At 38.2% G+C, this 24,794-nt stretch carries 23 protein-coding genes and 1 riboswitch; of the genes, 17 read left to right on the top strand and 6 right to left on the bottom strand.

Translation table 11 applies throughout. The features are described from left to right. Positions 1-14: 14 nt before the first annotated feature. A complete protein-coding gene (gene moaA / locus DBO93_RS15255) occupies positions 15-986 on the bottom strand; it encodes a GTP 3',8-cyclase MoaA (protein WP_108457109.1) in 972 nt (323 codons plus the stop codon). Beyond that, a riboswitch (molybdenum cofactor riboswitch) is annotated at positions 973-1,127 on the bottom strand. (Overlaps the previous gene by 14 nt.) A 238-nt stretch (positions 1,128-1,365) precedes the next feature. Between moaA and moeA the strand changes: the two genes are divergently transcribed. From moeA to thrC, 11 genes are all read left to right on the top strand, one after another. After that, positions 1,366-2,601, top strand: coding sequence for a molybdopterin molybdotransferase MoeA (moeA, locus tag DBO93_RS15250; RefSeq protein ID WP_108457108.1), 1,236 nt, complete (start codon positions 1,366-1,368; stop codon positions 2,599-2,601). A gap of 42 nt (positions 2,602-2,643) precedes the next feature. Then, a complete protein-coding gene (locus DBO93_RS15245; protein ID WP_108457107.1) occupies positions 2,644-3,381 on the top strand; it encodes an alpha/beta hydrolase in 738 nt (245 codons plus the stop codon). Positions 3,382-3,494: 113 nt separating this feature from the next. Beyond that, a complete protein-coding gene (gene dbpA, locus DBO93_RS15240; RefSeq protein ID WP_108457106.1) occupies positions 3,495-4,880 on the top strand; it encodes an ATP-dependent RNA helicase DbpA in 1,386 nt (461 codons plus the stop codon). Positions 4,881-5,065: 185 nt separating this feature from the next. Beyond that, positions 5,066-5,449: a YebG family protein gene (locus DBO93_RS15235; RefSeq protein WP_108457105.1), complete on the top strand. Its 384-nt coding sequence runs from the start codon at positions 5,066-5,068 to the stop codon at positions 5,447-5,449. A gap of 95 nt (positions 5,450-5,544) precedes the next feature. Further along, positions 5,545-6,273, top strand: a complete 729-nt coding sequence (locus tag DBO93_RS15230) for a SprT family zinc-dependent metalloprotease (RefSeq protein ID WP_108457104.1) — start codon at positions 5,545-5,547, stop codon at positions 6,271-6,273. 664 nt (positions 6,274-6,937) lie between these two features. After that, positions 6,938-7,303 carry a response regulator gene (locus tag DBO93_RS15225; RefSeq protein WP_108457103.1) on the top strand — a complete coding sequence of 122 codons (366 nt, stop codon included), beginning with the start codon at positions 6,938-6,940 and terminating at the stop codon, positions 7,301-7,303. Further along, on the top strand, positions 7,300-7,908 hold the full coding sequence (locus tag DBO93_RS15220; protein WP_108457102.1) for a chemotaxis protein: 609 nt from the start codon (positions 7,300-7,302) through the stop codon (positions 7,906-7,908). The genes DBO93_RS15225 and DBO93_RS15220 overlap by 4 nt, the downstream gene beginning before the upstream one ends. A gap of 2 nt (positions 7,909-7,910) precedes the next feature. Further along, on the top strand, positions 7,911-8,855 hold the full coding sequence (locus tag DBO93_RS15215) for a diguanylate cyclase (protein ID WP_204100629.1): 945 nt from the start codon (positions 7,911-7,913) through the stop codon (positions 8,853-8,855). Between the two features lie 263 nt (positions 8,856-9,118). Beyond that, entirely contained in the window at positions 9,119-11,575 is a 2,457-nt protein-coding gene (thrA, locus tag DBO93_RS15210) for a bifunctional aspartate kinase/homoserine dehydrogenase I (RefSeq protein WP_108457101.1), read from the top strand. Beyond that, positions 11,557-12,552 carry a homoserine kinase gene (gene thrB / locus DBO93_RS15205; RefSeq protein ID WP_239059012.1) on the top strand — a complete coding sequence of 332 codons (996 nt, stop codon included), beginning with the start codon at positions 11,557-11,559 and terminating at the stop codon, positions 12,550-12,552. Before thrA ends, thrB begins: the two co-directional genes overlap by 19 nt. A gap of 60 nt (positions 12,553-12,612) precedes the next feature. Next, a complete protein-coding gene (gene thrC / locus DBO93_RS15200; protein ID WP_108457100.1) occupies positions 12,613-13,899 on the top strand; it encodes a threonine synthase in 1,287 nt (428 codons plus the stop codon). A gap of 401 nt (positions 13,900-14,300) precedes the next feature. Here the strand turns inward: thrC and DBO93_RS15195 are convergent, their stop codons facing one another. Beyond that, positions 14,301-15,179, bottom strand: a complete 879-nt coding sequence (locus tag DBO93_RS15195; protein ID WP_108457099.1) for a carboxylate/amino acid/amine transporter — start codon at positions 15,177-15,179, stop codon at positions 14,301-14,303. Positions 15,180-15,364: 185 nt separating this feature from the next. Here DBO93_RS15195 and ung point away from each other — a divergent pair, with 185 nt between their 5' ends. Then, entirely contained in the window at positions 15,365-16,057 is a 693-nt protein-coding gene (ung, locus tag DBO93_RS15190) for a uracil-DNA glycosylase (protein WP_108457098.1), read from the top strand. 227 nt (positions 16,058-16,284) lie between these two features. Further along, on the top strand, positions 16,285-17,817 hold the full coding sequence (locus DBO93_RS15185) for an aminotransferase class V-fold PLP-dependent enzyme (protein WP_108457097.1): 1,533 nt from the start codon (positions 16,285-16,287) through the stop codon (positions 17,815-17,817). Positions 17,818-17,823: 6 nt separating this feature from the next. On the opposite strand, the gene DBO93_RS15180 is transcribed toward DBO93_RS15185, so the two are convergent. Continuing rightward, positions 17,824-18,390 (bottom strand): GNAT family N-acetyltransferase, encoded by a 567-nt coding sequence (locus tag DBO93_RS15180; protein ID WP_108457096.1) that lies wholly within the window; start codon positions 18,388-18,390, stop codon positions 17,824-17,826. Between the two features lie 104 nt (positions 18,391-18,494). On the opposite strand from DBO93_RS15180, the gene DBO93_RS15175 reads away from it, so the two are divergent. Then, positions 18,495-19,832: an FAD-binding oxidoreductase gene (locus tag DBO93_RS15175; RefSeq protein ID WP_108457095.1), complete on the top strand. Its 1,338-nt coding sequence runs from the start codon at positions 18,495-18,497 to the stop codon at positions 19,830-19,832. A 38-nt stretch (positions 19,833-19,870) separates the two neighbouring features. On the opposite strand, the gene DBO93_RS15170 is transcribed toward DBO93_RS15175, so the two are convergent. The 3 genes from DBO93_RS15170 to DBO93_RS15160 all read right to left on the bottom strand — a co-directional run bounded on the left by DBO93_RS15170 (position 19,871) and on the right by DBO93_RS15160 (position 22,483). Further along, the gene (locus DBO93_RS15170) at positions 19,871-20,824 is read right to left on the bottom strand and encodes a D-2-hydroxyacid dehydrogenase (RefSeq protein ID WP_108457094.1); all 954 of its coding nucleotides are present in this window, start codon (positions 20,822-20,824) and stop codon (positions 19,871-19,873) included. A 90-nt stretch (positions 20,825-20,914) separates the two neighbouring features. Continuing rightward, positions 20,915-22,120, bottom strand: coding sequence for an NnrS family protein (locus tag DBO93_RS15165; RefSeq protein WP_108457093.1), 1,206 nt, complete (start codon positions 22,118-22,120; stop codon positions 20,915-20,917). Positions 22,121-22,237: 117 nt separating this feature from the next. Beyond that, positions 22,238-22,483 (bottom strand): DUF2164 domain-containing protein, encoded by a 246-nt coding sequence (locus DBO93_RS15160; RefSeq protein ID WP_108457092.1) that lies wholly within the window; start codon positions 22,481-22,483, stop codon positions 22,238-22,240. Positions 22,484-22,573: 90 nt separating this feature from the next. On the opposite strand from DBO93_RS15160, the gene DBO93_RS19130 reads away from it, so the two are divergent. The 3 genes from DBO93_RS19130 (at position 22,574) to DBO93_RS15150 (ending at position 24,771) form a co-directional block, all read left to right on the top strand. Continuing rightward, positions 22,574-22,705: a hypothetical protein gene (locus DBO93_RS19130; protein WP_275403653.1), complete on the top strand. Its 132-nt coding sequence runs from the start codon at positions 22,574-22,576 to the stop codon at positions 22,703-22,705. Between the two features lie 23 nt (positions 22,706-22,728). After that, a complete protein-coding gene (gene iscX / locus DBO93_RS15155) occupies positions 22,729-22,929 on the top strand; it encodes a Fe-S cluster assembly protein IscX (protein WP_108457091.1) in 201 nt (66 codons plus the stop codon). 147 nt (positions 22,930-23,076) lie between these two features. Then, on the top strand, positions 23,077-24,771 hold the full coding sequence (locus DBO93_RS15150; RefSeq protein WP_108457090.1) for an NAD-dependent malic enzyme: 1,695 nt from the start codon (positions 23,077-23,079) through the stop codon (positions 24,769-24,771). Positions 24,772-24,794 lie beyond the last annotated feature (23 nt).

The following is a 24,794-nucleotide window of genomic DNA, read 5'->3' as shown; positions in this document are numbered from 1 at the left end:
TTGGAATAAAGTCATTAACCGCCCAACATCGCAAGGTTTTTTGTCGCACCGGTAAGTTTTTCATGTAAAAAGTGAGTTTGTTTTTTGTCGGTTAGCATCTGGGTAATCGCAGCTTTTAACGGCTCAACATCATCGGTTTGTAAATAGTCTTTTAACGATAAACCTTGCTCGGTAAATAAACATAAATGCAATTTACCTAACGAACTTATGCGTAAACGGTTACAAGTATTACAAAAGTCTTTTGAGTAAGGCATGATCAAGCCTATTTTACCGGCATAATCTGGGTGATAAAACTCTTGCGCTGGTCCTGCGGTTTTATCATTAATAACCGGTAACCAACCGTCTAAGATTAAGTTCTGCTTTATGCGCGAACCTTGAACATGTTGTGCATCGAAAAATTCTTTATTATCACCTGTTTGCATTAATTCAATAAAGCGTAATGTGACCGGTTTATCTTTTAACCAAGCTAAGTAACTTGCAATGTCGTAACCATTATATTCACGCATTAAAACCGTGTTTATTTTGATGGCTACATTGCCAGCATCAATCGCCATATCAATACCTTTGAGGATATGATCAAGCTTGTCGTGGCCAGTAATTGCATGGAATTGTCTAGGGTCTAAACTGTCAATACTGATATTTATGGCATCAATACCTGCATCTAACCAAGCAGGTAAATGCTCAGGCAGTTTGTAGCCATTAGTCGTAATGGCTACTTTCTTAATGCCAGGCGTTTGTTTACATTTTGCAATTATTTCAGGCAGGTCTTTACGCAGTGAGGGTTCACCGCCAGTAATTCGAATTTTTTCTGTGCCCATAGCAGAAAATGCTGAAGCTAAACGTGTTATTTCAGGTAGGGTTAAAAATTGTCTGTCGTGATCGCATTTATAACCATCAGGCAAGCAATAGCTACAACGAAAATTACAAACGTCAGTGATCGATAGGCGCAAGTAATAAAACTTGCGGCCGAAGTTGTCTGTTAACATGTCACCTTTCCAAAGTCGGGAGGTAAACAAGTTTCCTTGTTAACCCTGGCAAACTCAAGTTTAGAACTTGGTTTACGGCTAAAATAGCATGCCTGAATAATAATCAGGTGTAGCTAAGAGAGCTCGGCGAATAATAAATGAATGAATATTTTATATCATACAAAGCTAGCATAGTATGATTCTAATCAATATAACAGATAAAGACCTTGGTTATGCTAAATAGCGTTCACTAATATGATTAATATTGTTAACGTGCCGTATTAAATTAGTTTAGGTTAAATTAGATTTATTCTAGTTCGGTTAGTCCATCGCTCATTTTTGTTCGACTAGAAATCGATTTATAAATATTAATAAAATTAAAGAATTGGAAGAGTTTACTATGGTTGATTGTTGTTCTGCACCCGGATTAATGCCTTTTGAGCAAGCACTAGACACTATGCTTGCGGCTATTAAGCCAATAACCGATGTTGAAAATATCACACTTACTGATGCACTAGGTCGAGTTTTATCAAGCAATATCAGCAGCCCAATTAATGTTCCACCGCATAATAACTCTGCGATGGACGGCTATGCATTTGCCCATAAAAGTTTACTTCATGAGCAATGTTTGAAATTGGTTGGTCGTTCGATGGCCGGTCAACCTTTTGAAGGCAAGTGCGGTACAGGTGAGTGCATTCGCATTATGACCGGCGCTAAAATTCCTGTTGATTGCGATACTGTTGAAATGCAAGAAAACTGTCAGGCAGATGCTGAAAATATACTTTTTCTAGCGCCACGTCATATTGGCGACCATGTTCGATTAATGGGTGAAGATATTGACCAAGGGCAGGTTGTTTTTACCAAAGGACGACGCTTATCGGCAATTGATATTGGCGTATTAGCATCACTTGGCATTAATGAACTTAATGTGTTTCGAAAAATTAATGTTGCACTGATTGCTACTGGCGATGAATTAAAAGCTTTAGGACAACCTCTGCAAAGCGGCGACATATTTGAAAGTAATAGCTATGCGTTAGCGGCAATGCTTAAAAATCTCAATGTTAATGTGATTAATTTTGGTGTGATTGGCGATGATGAAAATGCAATTAGAGAGGCTTTTATGCAAGCTGATGCTCAGGCTGATGCTGTTATTTCCTCCGGTGGTGTTTCGGTAGGCGATGCCGATTACACCAAGCTAGTACTTGAACAAATAGGTGAAATAGCTTTTTGGAAAATAGCCATGAAACCCGGCAAGCCTTTTGCTTTTGGTACATTACCCAACAGTATTTTTTTTGGTTTACCGGGCAACCCAGTGTCTGCCATGGTTACTGCCGATTTACTGGCAATGCCAGCGCTAATGAAGCTCCAAAATTACCATGCGGCACCTGCAATTACCTTATTCGCTAAAACGGTTACTGACTTAAGAAAATCACCAGGGCGAATGGATTTTCAACGTGGTGTTTTATCTTATAACCAGCAAGGTGAATTAATGGTAACAAGCACGGGAAATCAAGGGTCAGGCATATTAACCAGTATTGCTTCTGCAAATTGTTATATTGTTTTACCTGCAGATCAAGGTCGGGTGAAAGCGAATGAAACAGTCAACATCCGTTTGTTTGAGCGTTTTTTTAGCTAAATATATACCGACAATAAATTGAAACTTAAGTAGGGTTTAGGTTTGTCAAAAACCATTTATTTTATTCCAGGCACTATGTGCAATCAACAATTGTGGCTGCCTGTATGGCAGTTGCTGCGAGAACAATGTAATGAGGATCTTCAACTCATCCACTTAGTGATCCCAAACTCAGGCACTATGGATGAGGTAGTTGACGCATTAGCTCATAAAATTATTGAAAAAAACGCGATATTAGTCGGGTTTTCGCTCGGCGGTTATATAGCAAGTGCTATAGCGTTAAAGTTGGCTCACAAACTTCAGCACTTATTAATCGTTTCTAATTGTCCGAAAAATCTGCCAGAAGCTGAAATTAAACAACGTAAGCGCACCGTTGACTGGATTAAGCAACGCGGTTACACAGGCATTCCAAATAAACGCATTGATGATCTGCTGCACCCGAAAATTAAGCAATTAAGTTTGCCGCGTTATCAGCATATCAAACAAACGATTGTCGAGATGGATCAAGCGCTTGGTGTAAATGTCTTATTGCATCAAATCAGTGTCTCGCTGCTAAGACCTAATTTATTGTCTTTATTGGCAAATTTAACCTTACCGATAACATTCCTTGTTGGAGATGAAGATAACTTAGTTGAGCTTGTATCGTTTAGAAAAGAATTAGCACAAGTGTTTAAAATTGAAGAAAATGTATTGATACATGAAATCGCTAATACGGGTCATATGCTACCTTTAGAATCGCCTCAAGTTTTAGCAACAAAAATCATCCATATATTGATGAGTTAATGCTACTTTTCATCGTCTTAAATAGCGCCAATAATTTAATTGCGTAAAGCTGTGCTTGCTTGAGTGAAAGCGTGTAAAATAGCGGCAATTATTTTTAAGTTAGGACTTTTACGTTGAGCGACAGCAAATTTTCATCACTTACCTTGCAATCTGCAATTTTAGAAAACCTTTCATCACTGGGTTACCACGAGATGACAGAGATACAAGCTAAGAGCTTGCCGGCTATTTTAGCGGGGCAAGACGTTATTGCTCAAGGTAAAACGGGTTCAGGTAAAACGGCAGCATTTGGTCTTGGTTTATTGAATAAACTACAAGTTAAAAAGTTTAGAATTCAAACCTTAGTGCTTTGCCCTACGCGTGAATTAGCCGACCAAGTAGCAAAAGAAATTAGAAAATTAGCTCGGGCCGTTCATAACATTAAAGTGTTAACGCTTTGTGGTGGTACACCTTTTGGTCCGCAAGTGGGTTCATTGGAACACGGGGCTCACATTATTGTTGGCACGCCCGGCAGAATTGAAGATCACTTAGGTCGAGGCACTTTATCGTTGGACCATGTTGATACACTGGTTTTAGATGAAGCTGATCGTATGCTCGATATGGGCTTTCAAGCAGCATTAGATAACATTATTGATAAAATTCCTCAGCAACGTCAAACCTTATTATTTAGCGCGACGTTTCCAGATCAAATTCAAAAAATTGCTAATAAATATTTGCAAACACCGGCAGTCATAAAAGTAGAGTCGAATCACGAAAATAGCACTATTTCGCAACACTTTTATCAAGTGGAAAACGATGAAGACCGCTTATTAGCTATTCGGTTATTGTTATTAACACACAAGCCTGAGTCGAGTGTAATATTCTGTAATACCAAAATTGAAACCCAGAATGTTGCAAACAAATTGGCCGCTTACGGTTTTGGTGTGGTTGCATTGCATGGCGATTTAGAGCAAAAAGACAGAGATCAAACCTTAGTACGTTTTGCTAACAAAAGTGCTTCAATATTGGTTGCAACCGATGTAGCTGCGCGCGGCTTAGACATTGAAGCGCTTGACGCGGTATTTAATTATAATCTTGCGCATGACACTGAAGTTCATATTCATCGTATTGGTCGTACAGGTAGAGCAGGCAGTACTGGCTATGCCTTTACTTTGTTTAGTAACAAAGACAGATATAAAATTGGCTTACTAGAAGATTATTTAGAGCGCACCATTGAAGGCGAAGAACTACCGAGCAATGAAGTGCTAGAACACAGCGTTTTCACAGCAAAAATGGCGACGATACAGATAGATGGCGGGAAAAAACAAAAAGTTAGACCTGGCGATATTGTTGGCGCACTCACCAGTGAAAATGGTATTACATTTGAGCAAGTCGGTAAAATTCAATTAGGGCCAAACTGGGCTTACGTTGCTGTTGAAAAAATGGTGGCGAGAAAAGCGTTAAACAAGTTAACCCATGGCAAATTAAAAGGCCGCACATTTAGAGTACGCGAATTAAAGTAATTTGAATGTACGTGCGACTTACCTATATAAAGTTGAATTGTCAGATAACATTATCTGGCAATTTTAGAAAATAAAGGTATGATACTGATGATATGTACAGTTGCTGTTGAAGTGTTTGCGCTTACTGCAAATACATTTTAGCAATAACGTGAGTTTGGTAATAAATAGTTAATTAAGGGATAACAATGGCAGTTGAAAGTCGATTTGTCGTCATAAGACAAGGTGTGGAGGTAGAAACGTTCATGGATAAAAAAGCCGCAGATGAATATGATAAAATGCTTGATATGGCAGACAGTTTATCTGAAATGTTTGAACATGCGCCTGTCGAGCTTTCTGAAAGTATCCGTGAAGAGCTTTGTGTGTATTTAGCACAAAATAGAGATGATGTACTCGTTGCCTTACAAGCTAAGAAAGCTAAAGTAGTGTCTAACAAAGCAGCATCAACTAGCTCGAGTAAGCTAAAAGATGAGCCAGTAGAAGAGGTTGTTGAAGCACAAGCAACTGAGACAGTAAAAAAGGCTAAAGCAACAAGTACCAAAGCAAAAGCCAAAGCTAAAACTGCAGCATAATAGGCAAATGGGCGAGCGTCATTAACTGAAGTAAAAACTTGCTTAACCTATGAAGCTTGTTTATTACCTAGCTAAACTAGACTAATGGTGGTGTTTTGGAATATCAGTTAATACGCAGTGAACGTAGAAAAACAATTGCCTTACAAGTTAGAAATGCTCAAATTATTGTTAGAGCACCCAAATTTGTAAAAACAGCCTATGTTGAAAGCTTGATCCAATCGAAGTTGCAGTGGCTAAATGAAAAAGTGGCTGAGCAACAGCAAAACACCCTATTAAACCCTTCATTTAGTGAACAGTTCAGCCGTGATAATACTGACCAAAAGCCATCAATATATATCGATGGTTTACCGCATAGTATTATTATTACCTATGGACGTTCTGATGTTATTCATGATCCGCATGAGCAAAGTTTAACGGTTGTTATTAATGCGCGTTATGATACTTGCGATATGTATTCAGAAGCAGCCGTGTTGAAAATTAAGTCGCAAATAGAAGCTTGGTTTAAAGCTCGAATAGAGGCATATTTAGCACAAAATATTGTCTTGTTTTCAGAAAAAATGTCACTGCATGCATCATCTTTTAAGGTTAGAAAATATAAAGCGCGCTGGGGCAGTTGCAATAGTCGTAGTGAATTGAGTTTTAATTATTTATTGAAAATGCTACCAACTTGGGTAGTTGACTATGTAATTATTCATGAGCTATGTCACATTAAACATATGAATCATTCGACAAAATTTTGGCAATTAGTTGCCGTGTATTGCCCCGAATATAAAAGTGCCAAAAACTGGATGCAAAAAAATCAACCTCATCTGAAGTGGTTGTAGTTGTTTTAATCTTCTAATAACCCTTGCTAGAATCACATCGCTATAACCCCCTTCATCATTTTATGAACTACCGCTTTTAATTAAATTAGTTGGCACAAGATCTGCTAGTTAAAAAGTGCTTCTGGTGATTTAAAAAAATAATAAAAATAATGATTAATATCCAATTACATCAACGTTTGTAAATAACCATTGATAGTATTGGTAACAAGGGGATGAATATGAAATTAACACACTACAGTTGGAAGGCATTATGCATTTATCTAGTGTCTGCTGTTTTGTCAGTTACGTTTATTGAATTAATAATAAACTTGTAAGGAAATAAGTGAGGTTGTTGTGGTCTCTTTCCTACTTTCTAAAAGTGGATTTTTGCATAAGGAAAGCAGCTAAAGCTATGAAATGAAATGTTTAATCTCAATAATCAAACTTGTATAAAATAAGAGCGACAGTTTATATCAGTAACCAATGCGCTAAATTTGGTGAGATAACTTGAGCTACTATTTTGATTTGTTAGCGGTAGGACAGGTTAAGATATGTAGTGGGCGCATACTTTTCAACAAGCAAGTTGAATAAAAATGTCGCCTTTATTCGCATTTTCAATTAACAGCAGAGTAAATTTAATGTAAATTAGGCGTTAATAAAAAAAATAATTAAGGAATCGCGCCAAATGAGTACAAATGTTCTTATTTGTGATGACTCTAACTTAGCCAGAAAGCAAGTACTTAGAAGCCTTCCAGAAAACCTATCTACAGATGTGCAATTAGCCAAAGACGGGCAAGAAGCGCTTGATATTTTACGTAATCAAAATATTGACATTCTTTTTCTCGATTTGACTATGCCAGTTATTGACGGTCTCGGCGTATTACAGGCAATGAAAGATGAAGGGATTAATTTACCGGTTTTTGTGATTTCGGCTGATGTTCAACCTGAAATGCAAAGCCGCGTATTATCGCTAGGTGCAAAAGCATTTTTGCGTAAACCTATAGAATTAGATACATTAAATGAACATTTAAGTAATCACGGTTTCCTATGAATGCATTTGACTTAACTGAGGATCAACACGACTGTTTACAAGAGTTGATTAATGTCGCCATGGGACAAGCGAGCGATCAACTCGCTCGCTATTTAGATACCTTTGTATATTTAAAAGTACCCAGCATTGAGCAAGTTCGATCAGAACACTTATTCGATAGCCTTAATCATGACTTAAAAGCAACGGCAATTGTTAGCCAAGGTTTTTTTGGCTATGAAGGTATTCGTGGTGAAGCATTGCTGATGTATCAACCGCTTGATTCAAATCGGTTAGCTGACTTACTCGGTTATGAAGCTGATGAACTTTCATTTGATGAGCAAATGATTGATTTAAGTTCTATCTTAACTACTACATTTTTGAATGTATTTGCCAGCCAAATAGATAACCAAATGTCGTATAGCGCACCTAGACTCTTATCGACAAACTTAACTAAAGTAAATGAGCACATTCAACAGCAGTCATTTAACTGGGATTTTGCTCTAAAAGTTAAAATTAGTTATCAAGTAACAGACTACTCATTTAATTGTGACATGGTATTACTTATACCTGAAGAAGCTATTAACAATATTAAAGCTGTTATTGACCGTATATTGGCAGACTTTTAACAATGTTGAATGAACTTTGCGGTGATCTTTCAAATCGCTTAAATACCGGGATTTTAATTTTAGATAATAATTTTAAGATCCTTATGTGGAATCGATTTTTAGAAGTGCATGCCAATAAAAGCGACAAGCAAGTTATTGGTAAAAGTATTTTTACTGTTTTTCCTGAACTACCTAAGAAGTGGTTTGAGCGTAAGCTCTCAAGTGTACTACAGTTAAAAAACCAATCTTTTTGTGGTTGGGAACAACGTCATCATCTATTTGAGCTTTCTCATTCTCGTCCGATAACAACCGATAGTGATTTTATGGCGCAAAACTGCACTTTTTTACCTATAGAGGTTAAAGGAGAGGTTGAGCGTATTTGCATTTTAATTGAAGATGTAACTGATGTTTGTCATTACCAAACTCAATTAAACAAAGTATTACAAGAGTTAGCTTTATCTAATCGCATAGACGGGTTGACCCAAGCTTTTAATCGAAAGCATTGGGAAGAATGTTTAGCCGCCGAATTTTCTCGTGCTCAACGTTACAAACAAGATCTCGCTTTGGTAATGTTAGATTTAGATCAGTTTAAACTGTTAAATGATACTTATGGTCATCAAGGTGGTGATAAAGTGTTAATTGATATCGCTGAAGTGATTAATGGATTATTACGCATGGGCGATCTATTTGGCCGTTATGGCGGTGAAGAGTTTGCGGTTATTCTACCTAACACAGGGCTAACCGGCGCAAATGATGTTGCCGAGCGTATACGTAAAGCCATAGCAAGTAATGCTATTGAGTATCAAGACAAAAACATTAATGCCACTGTTAGTATAGGCGTTGCTGTAATGGATGAATACGACACTCGTTATGAAGACATCATCAGTCGTGCAGATATTGCCTTATATAAAGCGAAAAACTCAGGCAGAAACCAAGTTTGTTTGGCTAAAGAACGCATTATTTCCTGAATATTTCCAGCAAATATTCATTCTTCCTAACTTTTATACATATATTAGTTTTTTTTATTCATAAAAAGCAGTTGACAGAAAAAACCATATCAGGCACTTTATACCCATGAATATTTTACTTAGTCGCGATATTATTATTAACACCATTACCACCCTCACCGGGATGGTGGTCATCGGCTGACGTGTAGAATTTAACAATTTTATAAAGCCCGTGACCATTTAGGTTACGGGCTTTTTTGCTTTTAGGGTTTAAAGGGGTAAAAATGCGTGTATTAAAATTTGGTGGTTCGTCTTTGGCTTCAGGCCAGCGCTTTATTGAAGTAGCGAACATCATCAAAAACAAAAGCCAGTCGTCTCGTCTTGCAATAGTTGTTTCTGCGCCACAAGGTGTAACCAATCACTTAGTGGCAATGGCAGAAAACATTTCTAATGAAGAAAAGTTGAAAAGTGACTTATTGCACTTTAAACACGCAATTGAAAACATTATCCAAGATTTATCCGCAACACTACCTAGCTTTTGCCCGCAACACTGTGAGCAAACACTCGCCACTTGGGAACATCAGTTAAGCCGATACTTACATGGCGCAACATTGTTGTCATTTTGTCCTGAGCATGTTCGTGCTCGTATTATTAGTATTGGTGAGCGTTTAAGTGTTGCATTGTTAGAATCAGTGCTCGCAGTTGATGCCATTGACGTTAGTGTCATAGAACCAGAAAAATTCTTGCGCACCAATGATGTTGCGATGAATGCCGTAGCAGATTTAGTGTTATGTAAAGAGAGATTTCAACATAATTATAGCGATCTCAATGCTATTGCGCTTATGCCAGGTTTTATCGGTGTCGACAGTCTTGGTAATGTTACAACATTAGGTCGTAATGGTTCAGACTATTCTGCTGCTGTTCTCGCTGTCTGTAGTGAAGCCGAGTATTGCGAAATATGGACAGATGTTGATGGTGTATATAATGCTGACCCTCGTTTGATAAAAGAAGCGCAATTATTAGATTATTTATCTTATCAAGAAGCCATGGAGTTATCTTACTTTGGCGCAAGTGTTTTACACCCTAAAACTATCGGTCCTATCGCTCAGCACCATATCCCTTGTTTAATTAAAAACACGGGTAACCCTGAAGCACCAGGTACTTTGATTGCAAATGAAAATGATCAACAAAAACGTGTTAAAGCCATTTCAAACCTAGATGACTTAACCATGGTTAATGTTTCGGGTCCTGGTATGAAAGGCATGGTTGGTATGGCAAGCCGCGTTTTTGCTACCATGAGTCGAGAAAATATCTCATTAATTTTAATCAGCCAATCATCAAGTGAGTATTGTATTAGTTTCTGTATTTATTCAGCTGATTCAGATAAAGCCGAACAAAGCCTTCAAGAAGAATTTGAATTAGAATTGCTAAACGGTTTGTTAGAGCCACTCTCACTTACACATGAATTATCTATTGTTTCGTTAGTTGGCGACGGTATGCATCACCAACAAGGCGTTGCAGCTAAATTTTTCGGTTCATTAGCACAAGCACGTGTGAATGTTGTTGCTATCGCACAAGACTCGTCAGAGCGCAGCATTTCGGTCGTTATTGAAAGCAGAAAATGTACCGATGCAATGAAAGTTAGCCACCAAAACTTCTTTTCTCATAAACCAACAATTGATGTGTTTTTAGTTGGTTGTGGTGTTGTTGGCAGCGAGCTATTAGCTCAAATTGCGCGTCAACAAGAAAAACTGATCGCCGATAATATAGCACTTAAGGTTTACGGTTTAGCTAATAGTAAAGGTATGGTGTTTAATAGTGAAGGCATCGACGTTGCGAATTGGCAAGCAAACTTAGGCGCGAAAGCGGTACCTGTTACGGTTGAAAATCTTAAACAGTTTGTACGAGAAAATCATTTAATAAACCCGGTATTAGTTGATTGTACTTCCAACGAAGCGCTTGCTTTGCAATATGTTGATTATTTAGAAGCAGGCTTTAATGTTGTAACACCAAACAAGAAAGCTAATACAGATTCTTGGGCTTATTATCAGGCACTTCGAACAGCCGCTCAAAAAACTAATCGTCGATTCTTATATGAAACAACAGTCGGTGCAGGCTTACCAGTTATCGACACATTACAAAACTTGTTAAAAGCGGGTGATGAACTTGTGCGTTTTGAGGGGGTTTTATCAGGTTCTTTATCTTATATATTTGGTAAGCTTGATGAAGGCATGACATTATCTCAAGCTACAACGTTAGCCAAAGAACAAGGTTTCACGGAACCCGATCCACGAGATGATCTTAGCGGTATGGATGTTGCTCGCAAACTACTGATCATGGCGCGTGAAGCTGGCATGGCTTTAGAGTTATCTGATATTGAAATAGAACCTGTCCTAGCGTCTTCATTTGATGCTAGTGGCGATGTAGCGACCTTTATGAGTAACTTACCATCGTTAGATAAAGCATTTGCCGAGCGTATTGCTGCAGCTAAAGCAGAAGGGAAGGTACTCAGGTATATTGGTAATATTGTCGATGGGAAATGTCAGGTTTCTATCGAAGCTGTTAGCGCAGACCACCCATTATATAGCATAAAAGATGGTGAGAATGCTTTAGCTGTTCATAGTCGTTATTATCAGCCGCTACCGTTTGTTTTACGTGGTTATGGTGCCGGCGCTGCAGTAACGGCGGCAGGTGTTTTTGGTGATGTATTAAGAACCTTAGCATGGGAGCAACAGCACTAATGAGTGTTTCTGTATTTGCACCCGCATCCATTGGCAACGTAAATGTCGGTTTTGATGTTTTAGGGTTAGCGGTTAAACCTGTTGATGGTACATTACTTGGTGATGTTGTAACGGTTACACATAGTAATGACGGCGATCAAATTGAAGTTATAGGTGCCTTTGCTAATAAACTGCCTAGCGACGTAAAGCAAAATATAGTTTGGCATTGTTTGCTTTTGTTTAACAAAGAATTGTTAGTTAATGAACAAACCATTGCCGAAGTAAAAATTACGTTAGATAAGCGCATGCCTGTAGGTAGCGGGTTAGGCTCTAGTGCATGCTCTGTAGTAGCGGCTATTGCTGGTTTAAATGCCTTTTATGAAAAATACCATCAGTTCAGTTTTTCAGAGCAAGCTTTGTTAAAAATGATGGGTCAAATGGAAGCGCAAATTAGTGGTAGTCTACACTATGACAATGTAGCCCCTTGTTTTTTAGGGGGGATGCAGTTAATGGTGCCAAACCCAGATATAATTACTCGCAACTTACCGCAATTTGATGATTGTTACTTTGTGATGGCATATCCAGGCATTGAAGTTTCAACAAAGGCAGCCAGAGAGATTTTACCCGCATCATACTCTCGTGCCGACTTAATTAGTTTTGGACAGAATTTAGCAACATTTGTTGATGCTTGTCATCGTGGTGATAAAAACCAAGCATTTTCTGTGTTAACTGACATTGTTGCAGAACCTTATCGTAAATCAATTTTGCCAGGCTATAGCGATGCGGCAAGTTATTTAACACAAGAAGGTTGTTTAGCTGTGGGTATTTCTGGTTCAGGCCCAACACTTTTTTGCGTAACTGACGATGAAGAGAAAGCGAAAGAGTTTGCAAACTGGTTAAACGAAAATTATTTACAAACATCAGCATCGGGCAAAAGTGAAGGATTTGTTCATATTTGCCAAGCTGATACTCAAGGTGCAGTGAGTTTACCTGAGTGAGTTATTAGTTCATCTTGTTAGTCATAAACAAGGTGAAGAAACCCGATATAGGAATTTAGTGTGAAATTTTATAATTTAAAAGAGAGTGATGAAAAAGTCAGTTTTGCTGGAGCGGTAAAACAAGGTTTAGGGCGCAATCAAGGCTTGTTTTTTCCAGAAGAAATACCTCGTCTTGATAATATTGAGGCCATACTCGCGTTACCTATGGTAGAGCGCAGTGTTAAGGTACTTTATCCGTTTGTCAGTGAAGATTTAACTGAAGCGCAGCTGACTGAGATTGTAACCGATGCCTTTAACTTTCCAGCGCAAATACAACCTATTAGCGAAAAGCGCGCAATATTAGAGCTTTTCCACGGACCAACGCTAGCTTTTAAAGATTTTGGTGCGCGCTTTATGGCTAAATGTTTACAAGCGTTTAGTGAGAATAAAAAAGTAACAATTTTAACCGCAACTTCTGGCGATACAGGTGCTGCGGTAGCTCATGCATTTCATGGTATTGATAACATTGAAGTCGTTATTCTATACCCAAAAGGTAAAATCAGTTTATTGCAGGAAAAAATGTTCACTACCTTAGGTGGCAACATTCGAACTATTGCTGTTGAGGGCACGTTTGACGATTGTCAGTCACTGGTAAAACAGTCATTTGAAGACAAAGAGCTTAAAGAAACTATCGGGTTAAATTCAGCTAACTCTATTAATATTAGTCGTTTATTGGCTCAAATTTGTTATTACTTTGAAGCCGTAGCACAACTTTATCGTCAAAAAGGAAATGAAGCATTAAAAGATATCGTAGTTTCAATTCCAAGCGGTAATTTTGGTAACCTAACTGCAGGACTTTTTGCTAAAGCTTTAGGTTTACCAATTAAGCGCTTTATAGCAGCAACAAATGCCAACGATACGGTGCCGCGCTATCTTCAAACAGGCGAGTGGACTCCTAATGATACGGTCGCTACTATTTCTAACGCTATGGATGTAAGTAACCCAAATAACTGGCCACGCGTTGAGCATATGTTAAAAGCAGGGCTAGTTGAGCAAGATTGTGTCAGCTCAGTATCAATTGATGAAGAGCAAACTCAAATGGCGATGATCCAGTTAGCCAAACTTGGCTACATTAGCGAACCTCATGCAGCAGTTGCTTATAGAGCATTACAATATAATGCCACTGACACTGAGTTTGGTGTGTTTTTAGGTACTGCTCATCCAGCGAAGTTCAAAGAGATTGTCGAAAGTACTTTAGGTCAGCCTATTGGCTTACCAAAAGAGCTTGCCGATTGTGCGAGTGAAACTATTCTTTCAACAACAAGTTCCACTGATTTCTCAGAACTTAGAGCTTATTTATTAGCATAACTTCATGACGCTTTAGCGTATATCAAGTTTATTAAAGGCAGTGATTACTGCCTTTTTTGTCTCTGGTTGTTTATTTTTAGTGGTGAAAGGGAGTAACTATCTACTAATTTTATACTTTGTAATTAATCCTTTTGCATTTAAAGAAGTAGAACACTTAATTAATCAACTGGGTTATTGATCAGCATACTCTTTGAACAAGCAGCTGGTACTAGCTGCTTGTGCGAACTATCTTCAAATTGAGCTGTCGATCACTGGGAAAAAATAAAACTGCCTATATTTTGATGGTTAGGTAAATCACCATATCTATCATTCATTTTATAGGGCTGATTTTAAGGCACTAAAATAGCTATCAGAAATTGAATATCACTAACTGAGAGTAAATATTCTGACCACTTTAAGTTTTATGACTCGTCAATAGGCAAGGTTTTATCCATCGAAGATTTAGAGCTTATTTGATTGAGGAATAAAGCAGCCAAAATAATCCCGGCACCAATGCTTAATCTCATTATGTTGGCCTCTGTGTTCCATATCAATACGTTAACAACAATACCTGCAGGGATGAGGAGATTATTCATTGCAGCTAACGCACCTACATTGACTAAAGTCGCGCCTTTATTCCAGCCAAAATAGCCTAAGCCCGAAGCAAAGATGCCTAAGTATATGAGTACTCCCCATTGAGTTGGTGTACTGGGTAACTTATCTGCATTGCCAAATAAAACATAACACACACTCGCAACTATTAATGCGCCAATAAAAAACCAACCAAAAACAGTTTTATGATCTAGCTTGCTGTCGCTCATTAAGTGCTTGTACGTAACCTGCCCTGTGGCAAAGCATATATTGGCGGCTTGCACTAATAATAAGCCGATTAAAAAGTTACTATTAATATCTTCATAGCGAATAGCTAATGCACCAAACACGGCAACTATGGCGATAACAAAAAAACGCGGGTTAAAATGCTTTTCAAGCGCATCGTTTAGTAGGGTGATATAAATGGGCGTCATGACCGTAAATAACAATACTTCGGGCACAGTTAAATATAAAAACGAGTGATAGTAAAAGCTGTACATAACGCCAAGCTGTATCGCGCCAATCAACATGAGCTTTATGGCTAGTGGCTTTGGTGTTTTTTTGAACTTTAAAAACGGTAAAAATACTAACGTCGCCAGCGCAATGCGCATTAAAACGCTAAACCATGCATCAACTTGGCCTGCCAAATAAACCCCAATTAAACTAAATGAAAATGCCCATAGCAAGGTCACTGCAAATAAATAGCTCATAAATATAATCGTTAATTAATTAATGGCGCCAGTTTATCTCTTATAACAAATTAAATCTCTTAAGTGAGTGTTGATAAAAATGACTTTATCGACGATTTAAGAAAATTTGTTTCACTCGATGACATACCGACAGTGAATGCCGCATAATAGCGTTATGATATAAAATAACTAATGTGCTAAAAATTATGATCAAGTTAAAACCTCACTGGCAAAAAATAATTGCTAACGAACAGCAACAAGATTACTTTCAAAAATTATCGACAGAAGTTAGTCAACAACGATCAGATGGCGAAGTTATACTGCCGCTTGAAGCCGATGTTTTTTCTGCCTTTTCTAGTATTGATTTGGCTGATGTAAAAGTGGTTATACTTGGGCAAGACCCATATCATGGTTTGGGTAAAAATGGAGAGTCACAAGCACATGGTTTAGCATTTTCAGTACGTAAGGGAATTAAGGTACCGCCATCATTAGTCAATATTTACAAAGAGCTTGCACAAGATATAACTGATTTTAAAACACCGGGTCATGGCTACCTAGTAGAATGGGCTGAACAAGGTGTATTGATGCTTAATACTGTTCTTACCGTTAAGCAAGGGCAGGCGCACTCTCATGCTAAGTTAGGCTGGGAAATATTTACCGATAATATTATTGCTGAACTCAACAAGCACAATGCGGGTTGTGTATTTTTACTTTGGGGTAGCCATGCACAAAAAAAAGGTAAAAATATAGACCAAGACAAGCATTATGTACTTAACGGTCCTCATCCATCACCACTTTCAGCTTATCGAGGATTCTTCGGCTGCCAACACTTCTCAAAAGCTAATCAGTGGCTGAAATCGCAAAATAAAAGCATGATCAACTGGCAAGTTAGTGATTAACAAAACTGTTATTTTTAAGGTGAAATAAGAAAATTATTCTATTTAACTAAGATTCATAAAATTTATTTTCAGATAACACTAAAAAACGAACCTTTTAGGTTAATTAGTTTAGTTTAATCTTATGTTTTAAATTTAATTTGCTACTTTTAGTGTTTGTTTGATTTTTATTGCTCCATTTATCTCTGCTGTTAGTATGTTTATATTAGTGTGGATTTAGAGCAAAGCGAATGTCATTGGAAAATTACTTTTTACCTTTTCGACAACAAGTCATAGGACAAAATTTACAACATAAAATTAATGGTAAAACTCTTGATATCATTTATGCCGATTGGACTGCCAGCGGGCGTTTATATCAACCCATTGAAAACTACCTTACCAACGAATTAGGCCCTTATGTTGCTAACACTCATACTGAAACTAACTTAACTGGCAGTGCTATGACACATGCTTATCATAATGCTCAGCATATTATTAAGCGCCATGTAAATGCCTGTGAGAACGATGTTTTGATCACTGCGGGTGCCGGTATGACAGCCGTGGTAAATAAATTTCAACGCATTTTAGGCTTACGTATACCTGAGCGCATGCAAGCACAAGTGAGTTTTCTAGAAAATGATAGGCCAGTGGTATTCATTACTCATATGGAACATCACTCAAATCAAACATCTTGGTATGAGTGCGATGTAACACTTGAGATTATTGACCCAGATAGCAGTGGGTTACCTTCTATTGAACACCTAACCCAATTGTTAGAGAAATACCAAAATCGCACCGTTAAAATAGGCTCATTTACCGCCTGTTCGAATGTTACCGGTATTAAAACACCTTATTACGCGTTAGCAGAAATAATGCATCAACATGGTGGTTTATGTTTCGTTGATTTTGCCGCCTCTGCACCTTATGTTGATATTGACATGCATCCGAGCAATCCAAAGCAAGCATTAGACGCTATTTATTTTTCGCCGCATAAATTTTTAGGTGGTCCTGGTAGTTCAGGAGTACTGGTGTTTAATAAAGCACTTTATAAAAACAAAGTGCCAGATCACCCCGGTGGTGGAACAGTTACTTGGACTAACCCTTGGGGTAAACATAGCTTTTTTAATAATATTGAAATGCGTGAAGATGGCGGCACACCAGGATTTTTACAATGCATTAAAACCGCGCTAGCGATAAAAGTAAAAGATGCTATGGGCGTTGAAAATATTGCACAACGTGAAGCTGAAATTACCCAATATGTGATGGAAAATTTAGCCAAAAATGAACTTGTAGTGATGCTTGAACCCAATATTCGTGAACGCTTAGCGATTGTTTCTTTTTATATCCCAGGCGCGCATTATAATTTAGTTGTGCGATTACTGAATGATAAATTTGGCGTTCAAACGCGAGGTGGTTGTTCTTGTGCTGGTACTTATGGACATATTTTATTGAATGTTGATCAGGATACATCGTCAAAAATTACTCAGCAAATAGACTTAGGCGACTATGGAGAAAAGCCCGGTTGGATCCGAGCATCATTTCACCCAACAACTTCAGATAAAGAGGTGGCTTTTGTCGTAGAAGCGATTAATCAAGTGTCACAAAATTTAGTTGAGTGGAGTAAAGCGTATCGCTTTAATCCAGCTACAGGTGATTATGAACATTGCACACTAGACGTTGAATTTCCAAATTTATCTAGCTTTAACGCTTTGCCGGTTAAATCGGTAGCGATTAAAGAGCAATTGCCAGAAAGGTCATCCATTTTACATAAAATATTTGGCTAGTTGCTTTTAATCAAAAGTAACCATCATTTCAGCCGCTTCACAATGGCAATTATTATTGCAAATAGGGCATTCGTAACCTGCTAAGCTGAGTTCATGCCATCTATCAGGATGATCTTTAATGAGAATGCCGCCACACTTGGTGAAATACTTTACAGCACTATTACCGGGGCTTTGTTTCCATAAGTGACTTACGCCAGCGGTAGCACCTTGCTGTTTTGCCGCAGCGACTGAGCGCTTTAATAACTCGCCACCAATACCATGGCCGCGATAGCTCTCATCAACGGTGTTACATTTGAAGTAGCACACTTGCTCTACAGGCACAGGCCAAAGCTCAGTAGAGCACCATTTGTCTATCTGCCATTGCTGGGCAGCATAAGTAATTCTAAAGCCAACTAACTTTTGATCATGATAAACAACAAAGCCAGCATTTATGCCATTTTTAAGACCTTTTTCATACCAATCTAGCATACTCTTTTGGTCAAGGTAGCCAGTGCCATGAACCTCAGTTGCCAGTTGAATAATAAGGTCAAAGTCAGCAGGAGTTAAATGTTGATAGTTAAGCGTTATGCTCATAGAATTATTTTAATTTAGTTAGTTATTACAGCATTATACTGTTTTATCTGAGATACTTTAAGCGCACTTGTAGTTAAAAATAATATTAAATTTTGGAAGTGAAAATGTACGATCCATTACATGATTTATCACCGGGCTGTAATGAAGCCTATCCCGCAAGTTATTGGGCGAATGTATCCGGCGTAGCACCAGCGCATGATGGTGCAATAATCGCAGATATTGATGTTGATGTTGCTATTATAGGTGCTGGCTATACTGGTTTGTCTTGCGCATTACACTTGGCACGCGAGCATGGTATTAAAGCGCATGTATTAGAGGCTAACCAAACCGCATGGGGCTGTAGTGGTCGTAATGCAGGCTTTATTTTGAAATCGTCTGGTCGCAAGTCCTATGGTCAAATGGCCAAGCAATGGGGCGAAGAGGTTATGCGTGGTATTTATCAAGAAATGGCCGAGGGTGTAGATACGGTTAATAGCTTAATAGCAGAAGGCATTGACTGCGATAAGCAAAGTGCTGGTTATATAAAAGTTGCGCATAAACCTAACAAATTAAAAGAGTTGGTTGAGCTGGCAAAGCTGCAACAGAATATGTTTGGCTATGACGTAGAAATTCTTTCACAAAACCAATTGCGCGAACAGTACATGGACGATCGTAATGCCTATGGCGCTATTCGTTATCAAGATGGTTTTGGTTTAAATCCGTTAAAGCTCGCATGGGGCTATCAAAAGTTGGCGCGTGAAGCTGGTGCAAAAGTTCACTGTTCATCGCCTGTTATCCACTGGCAAACTCAACAGAATAAACAGCTACTGCATACCCCTAATGGTATTGTTAGCGCACAAAAAGTTGTCATAGCCACCAACGGCTATACCCCGAAAAACTTTCACTCGCTAACAACAGATAGAACCTTACCAGTACTTTCACAAATTATTGTTACTGAGCCTTTAAGTGACGAACAAATTGCTGCTTGTAACTTTTTAACTTCAAATGTAGTGATGGATACTCGAGCCCTTAAATATTATTACCGAAAATTACCCGATAACAGAATATTGTTTGGTGGTCGAGGCGCCATTACCGGTAAAAGTGCTGACGATCCTTATTATGCTCAACGTTTACTTTCAGTGCTTAAAACCAGTTTCCCTGCGCTGGCAAACATAAAATATAGTTACGCTTGGTCTGGCTGGATTTGTATGGCGTTAGACGACTTACCGCATATTTATCAAAATGATGAACAGTCAGTTTTTTACAGTATGGGTTATTGTGGCAGTGGTGTAGCTTTCTCGGTGCAAGCTGGAAAACGCCTAGCTGAGAAAGTGGCTGAAAAACCCGTACCCGATTTGCCTTTATATAATAAAGCGCTACCTAAGTTTCCCTTTGCGCCATTAAGGCGCGTAGGACAGTGGGGCTATTTTCATTACGGTAAAATTAAAGATCAATGGTTTTAAGCTCGCGCTTTGTAGATGCCATTGTCGAGTTAAACGCATTAATCGATACGATTAGTGCGCTTGTTTTGCTGAAAGGCTGAAATATTATCAGCAACTAAGTTAAGTAAGGATTGTTGTGCTTGTTGGCTTGCCCAAGCTATATGGGCGGTAATTTTTAACTTTGGTGATTGTGCCGCTAAAAGTATATGATCTTTTGGTGGCGGCTCTTGTTCTAATACATCTAAAATAGCACACGCTAATTGGTTATCATTTAAAGCACTAAGTAAGTCATGATTATTAATTAACGCACCTCTAGCGGTGTTAATTAATAAGGCACTATTTTTCATTTGTTTAAATGTTTCTGCGTTGAATAAATTTTCAGTTTCAACCGACTGAGGACAGTGCAAGCTTATAATGTCGGCTTGAGCTATAAGTTCTTTAAACGCTATTCTGCCGGTACGTATTGTTGTTGCATTAGGTCGTTCAGCGATTAACACTTGCATATCAAAAGCGCGGGCAATAGTCGCCACTTTACTTCCTAGCGCCCCATAACCAATAATACCGATTGATTTCCCCGCTAATTCATTGCTGCCTTTACCATGCAGACAAAAGGTTTCGCTTTTTTGCCATTGTCCGTTACGTGTGTTGTTATTGTGATCTTCAATTTGGCTGTAATAGGCAAGCAGTTGAGCAAATACATATTGTGCGACAGAGCTTTTTGCATATTCACTTACATTAGTAACCGCAATGCCAAGATCGCGCGCTGCTGCAATATCAACATTATTATAGCCAGTGGCGGTTATGCAAATGAGTTTTAAGTGCGGTAACTGCTGCAGTGTTGAGCTATCAAGAACGACTTTATTGCTCAATATAATTTCGGCGTTTGAACAGTGCTGTAACACTTGTTCAGGTGTCGTTGTTGGGTGTAAGTCGAGTTTACTCACCACTTGATTAAGCGCCGATAAATCTAGCGAAGGACTAAAAGTTTGAGAGTCTAAAAATACCGCGTGCATGTTACGTTCTCAGAATAAAAATTTTGCCAAGTTTATATCACTTTATGCCTTCAAGCGACTCAAGAAGTGATGATATTTTAACTATACAGCTTATCCTGGTCGGCCATCTACACGAGGCTTTAAAAGCATAGGTCCATAAAAAATAACAAATAACGCAAAGCTTACGATCCAAAGTAAACCGCTAATATCAATAAATAGCAGCGTTTTTTCTGGCATCAGCCAAGGGCCAAAACTACGCAATATACTCGCTATAACGAGCGCAGAAAAAGCCAGTGACATCAACTTAGGCGCTTGCAATGCTCGACCTGTATGGCCTAAAGAAACTCGTGAAATCATAGCGAGTATAATGCCGCCGATGCCACCTATAGTGAGTAAGTGCCAACTATGATTAGTTGGGATTTCAGGGAATAAGTAACTCAAGCCAAGTAATATTAAGCCAAACGCTAATGCTTTAATACCAAGGTGTAAAGACCAAAGTAATGGCACGGTAAAAGTGATCCAAGGTCGCCACCTAAGCCAACGGATTGCTTGAAAAGTACCCGCAAAAATAAACATAATGCCGATATAAATATTGTTTATAGAAATAACAGGATGAAGTAGCAGCAAAATTGTGATCAACGCTATTGAGCCGTTGGTTATTTTATCAAGCCAAGGTAATGCCAGAACTTTAGCTGTTTTTGTGCCATTGGCAGTAAACATAGGCACTACGCGACCTGCCATAACAGAAATAAATAAAGTTATTAACATGACACCAGCATAACCTGAGTATTGGGCAGATATGGCGTTTGGATAATATATACTGGCATGCATTTGGGTATTTGCGAGCGTTAAAATAAGCAATAAAGGCACAAAAAATAAATTTCGATATTGTTTAACTGCCAGAATTGGCTTTGCCAACACTAGAGCAACAGCAGGTAAAAAAGCTAAATCTATTAACGTTGATAATGTTGTTCCCAACAAATCAGGAAATATTAAAGCAATTCGAGCGAGTAACCATAAACTAAATAAAGCGCTAAGCTTTTTCCCCTGTAAACCCGACTGTCCAGTCCAAGTTTGCACTGCAGTTAATAAAAACCCCGCAATGATTGCACAACCAAAACCAAAAATAACCTCATGAATATGCCACCAATAACCTCCACCTAGAGGCTGAATATTAATGACACCACTATAGAGTAAAAGCCATAGTGATAACGTGATAACACTAAACACGGCACCACCAAGAAAAAAAGCTCTAAAGCCCAATTGCCAAAGAGGGGCTGCTTTCCGCTCTTGCTCTAGGTCGGTTATTTGCATCATTTTAAAACCTTTAGGGTGTCGTTATCATTGCTACTTTCATTATAATAAAGAAATTAGGGATAATAACTTTGTTGTAAATCAAGTAATTGATATTTTTAAAAAACTACTTGAGAAGCTTTACGATACTGGTAACTCTAATTCAACAATTTGCTCTGAAATTAACTCAAGTTTTTCTGCCATTAATGCTTGAGCGTCAAATAAACCTCGGTTGTAATAAATAGCGCCTAATTCTGTGGTAAAAAAATCGAGTAAAAAATCTGCATCAAATTGTCCTAGTTCTTGATCCAACTCTTTAATAAAATAACGTTGTAGTTTGTCGATTAACAATGATTTTTCAGCGGGCGAGAATTGTATTGGAGACATAAATACTTTACCTATTATAAAGTTTAGTGAAGGGATAAATGTTAATTGCTATTATACTCGTGATACTGAAACTAATTTAAGTAATATGTTGTGAATAAATCAACTTTTAAGCAATGGTGGCAAACTGATTGTCAGTTTTGCAAAAAATCAAGAATGATTGTGTTTTGGCTAATATTGATGTTAGTTGTAGACGGTCTTTGGTTTGGTTTAATTATTCACTAAATCACATAAAAAAAGGTAATATTATGACTTATCGCTGGACAGATTCACTAGAAATCGCACTTGATTTAATAGAAGAGCATCCGGATGTAGATCCGATGAAATTACATTTTCCAGAATTGATGAAATGGGTAATAGCCTTAGAAAATTTTGATGACGACCCAAAACACTGTGGTGAACGTGTGCTTGAGGCAATTCAATTAGCTTGGATATCTGAGAACGATTAAAAGCAAAAATTTTAGCTAAATTATAGAATATTAACTTTTAAATAAGTAATTATAACTTTTTAAAAGTTGATATTTGATTATAATGCACACCAATATTTCCATGATGAATTTTCGTTATTCATCCAAAGCATAAAGAAAGATTCAACTATGACATCTGAAAAAAATCAACGTCCGTTATATATCCCCTATGCAGGTCCAAGCTTATTAGAAACGCCACTGTTGAATAAAGGCAGTGCATTTAGCGAGGAAGAGCGTTCACATTTTAATTTAACCGGGTTATTGCCACCACGATTTGAAAGCATTGATGAACAAGTTGAACGCGCTTATATGCAATATCGTAGCTTTGATACCAACTTAAATAAGCACATCTACTTACGTGCTATTCATGACAATAATGAAACGTTATTCTTTAAGCTAGTTCAAGCGCATTTAGCTGAAATGATGCCTATTATATATACGCCAACAGTTGGCGATGCCTGTGAGCAGTTTTCAGATATATATCGCAGTTCGCGCGGGTTGTTTGTTTCTTATGATCAACGTCATCAACTTGACGACATTTTACGTAATGCTACAAAAAACAAAGTTAAAGTTATTGTGGTTACCGACGGCGAGCGTATTCTTGGTTTAGGTGATCAAGGTATTGGTGGTATGGGTATTCCTATTGGAAAACTGTCACTCTATACCGCCTGTGGTGGTATTAGCCCTGCTTACACGTTACCTGTAATGCTTGACGTGGGTACCAATAATGAAAAACTATTAAACGATCCTATGTATATGGGTTGGCGTCACCCTCGTATTGAGCAAGATAAATACGATGAATTTTTGGATATGTTTATTAATGCAGTAAAACGCCGTTGGCCACATGTATTATTACAATTTGAAGATTTTGCTCAACCTAATGCCACGCCACTGTTAAATCGCTATCGTGACGAAATCTGTTGTTTTAACGACGATATTCAAGGGACCGCATCAGTAACCGTAGGCACCTTGTTAGCCGCATGTAGAACTAAAAACGTTCCACTGTCTGCACAGCGAGTATCTTTTGTTGGGGCAGGCTCGGCAGGTTGTGGTATTGCAGAGCAAATAATCTCGCAAATGGTCAGCGAAGGAATTACAGAGCAACAAGCGCGTAGCCAAATATTTATGGTCGACCGTTTGGGGTTATTAACCGAAGGTATGTTGGGTTTACGCGACTTTCAAGCACAACTAGTTCAACAAAAGTCCGCCATAGCGCCATGGAATATTCAAGGCGACTTTGCATCTTTACTTGATGTAATGCATGGCGCACAACCCACCATTTTAATTGGTGTGTCAGGTGTACCAGGCTTGTTCACTGAAACCGTAATCAAAGCGATGAAATTATATTGTGATTTGCCCGTGATTTTTCCATTGAGCAATCCAAGTCGCCAAGTAGAAGCGACACCTGAGCAAGTGATTAATTGGACTGATGGTGAAGTTATCATCGCTACGGGTAGCCCATTTGACCCGGTCGAATACAAAGGCGAGCTTTACCCTATTGCCCAATGTAACAATAGTTATGTTTTCCCGGGTATTGGTTTAGGTGTTATTTCAGCCAACATTAATCGTATTACTGATGAAATGTTAATGGCAGCCAGTGCGATGTTGGCGCAAGCATCACCATTAGCAAATACCGGTAAAGGTGAGCTATTACCACCGTTAGTCGAAATTGCCGATTTAAGTAAAAAAATTGCTTTCGCCGTTGCTAAAGTAGCTTTTGATCAAGAGTTAGCATTACCGTTGTCTGATGAACAATTGATAGAAAATATAGAGCGTAATTTTTGGACGCCTCAATATCGTCAATATCGACGTGTCAGCATTTAAGGTTTTTTCTCCTTCGTTATTTA

This window comes from Colwellia sp. Arc7-D, assembly GCF_003061515.1.
In the GTDB taxonomy this organism is placed as follows: domain Bacteria; phylum Pseudomonadota; class Gammaproteobacteria; order Enterobacterales; family Alteromonadaceae; genus Cognaticolwellia.
Note: the sequence above shows the minus strand (reverse complement) of the source record. Positions and strands in the feature narration are given on the sequence as shown.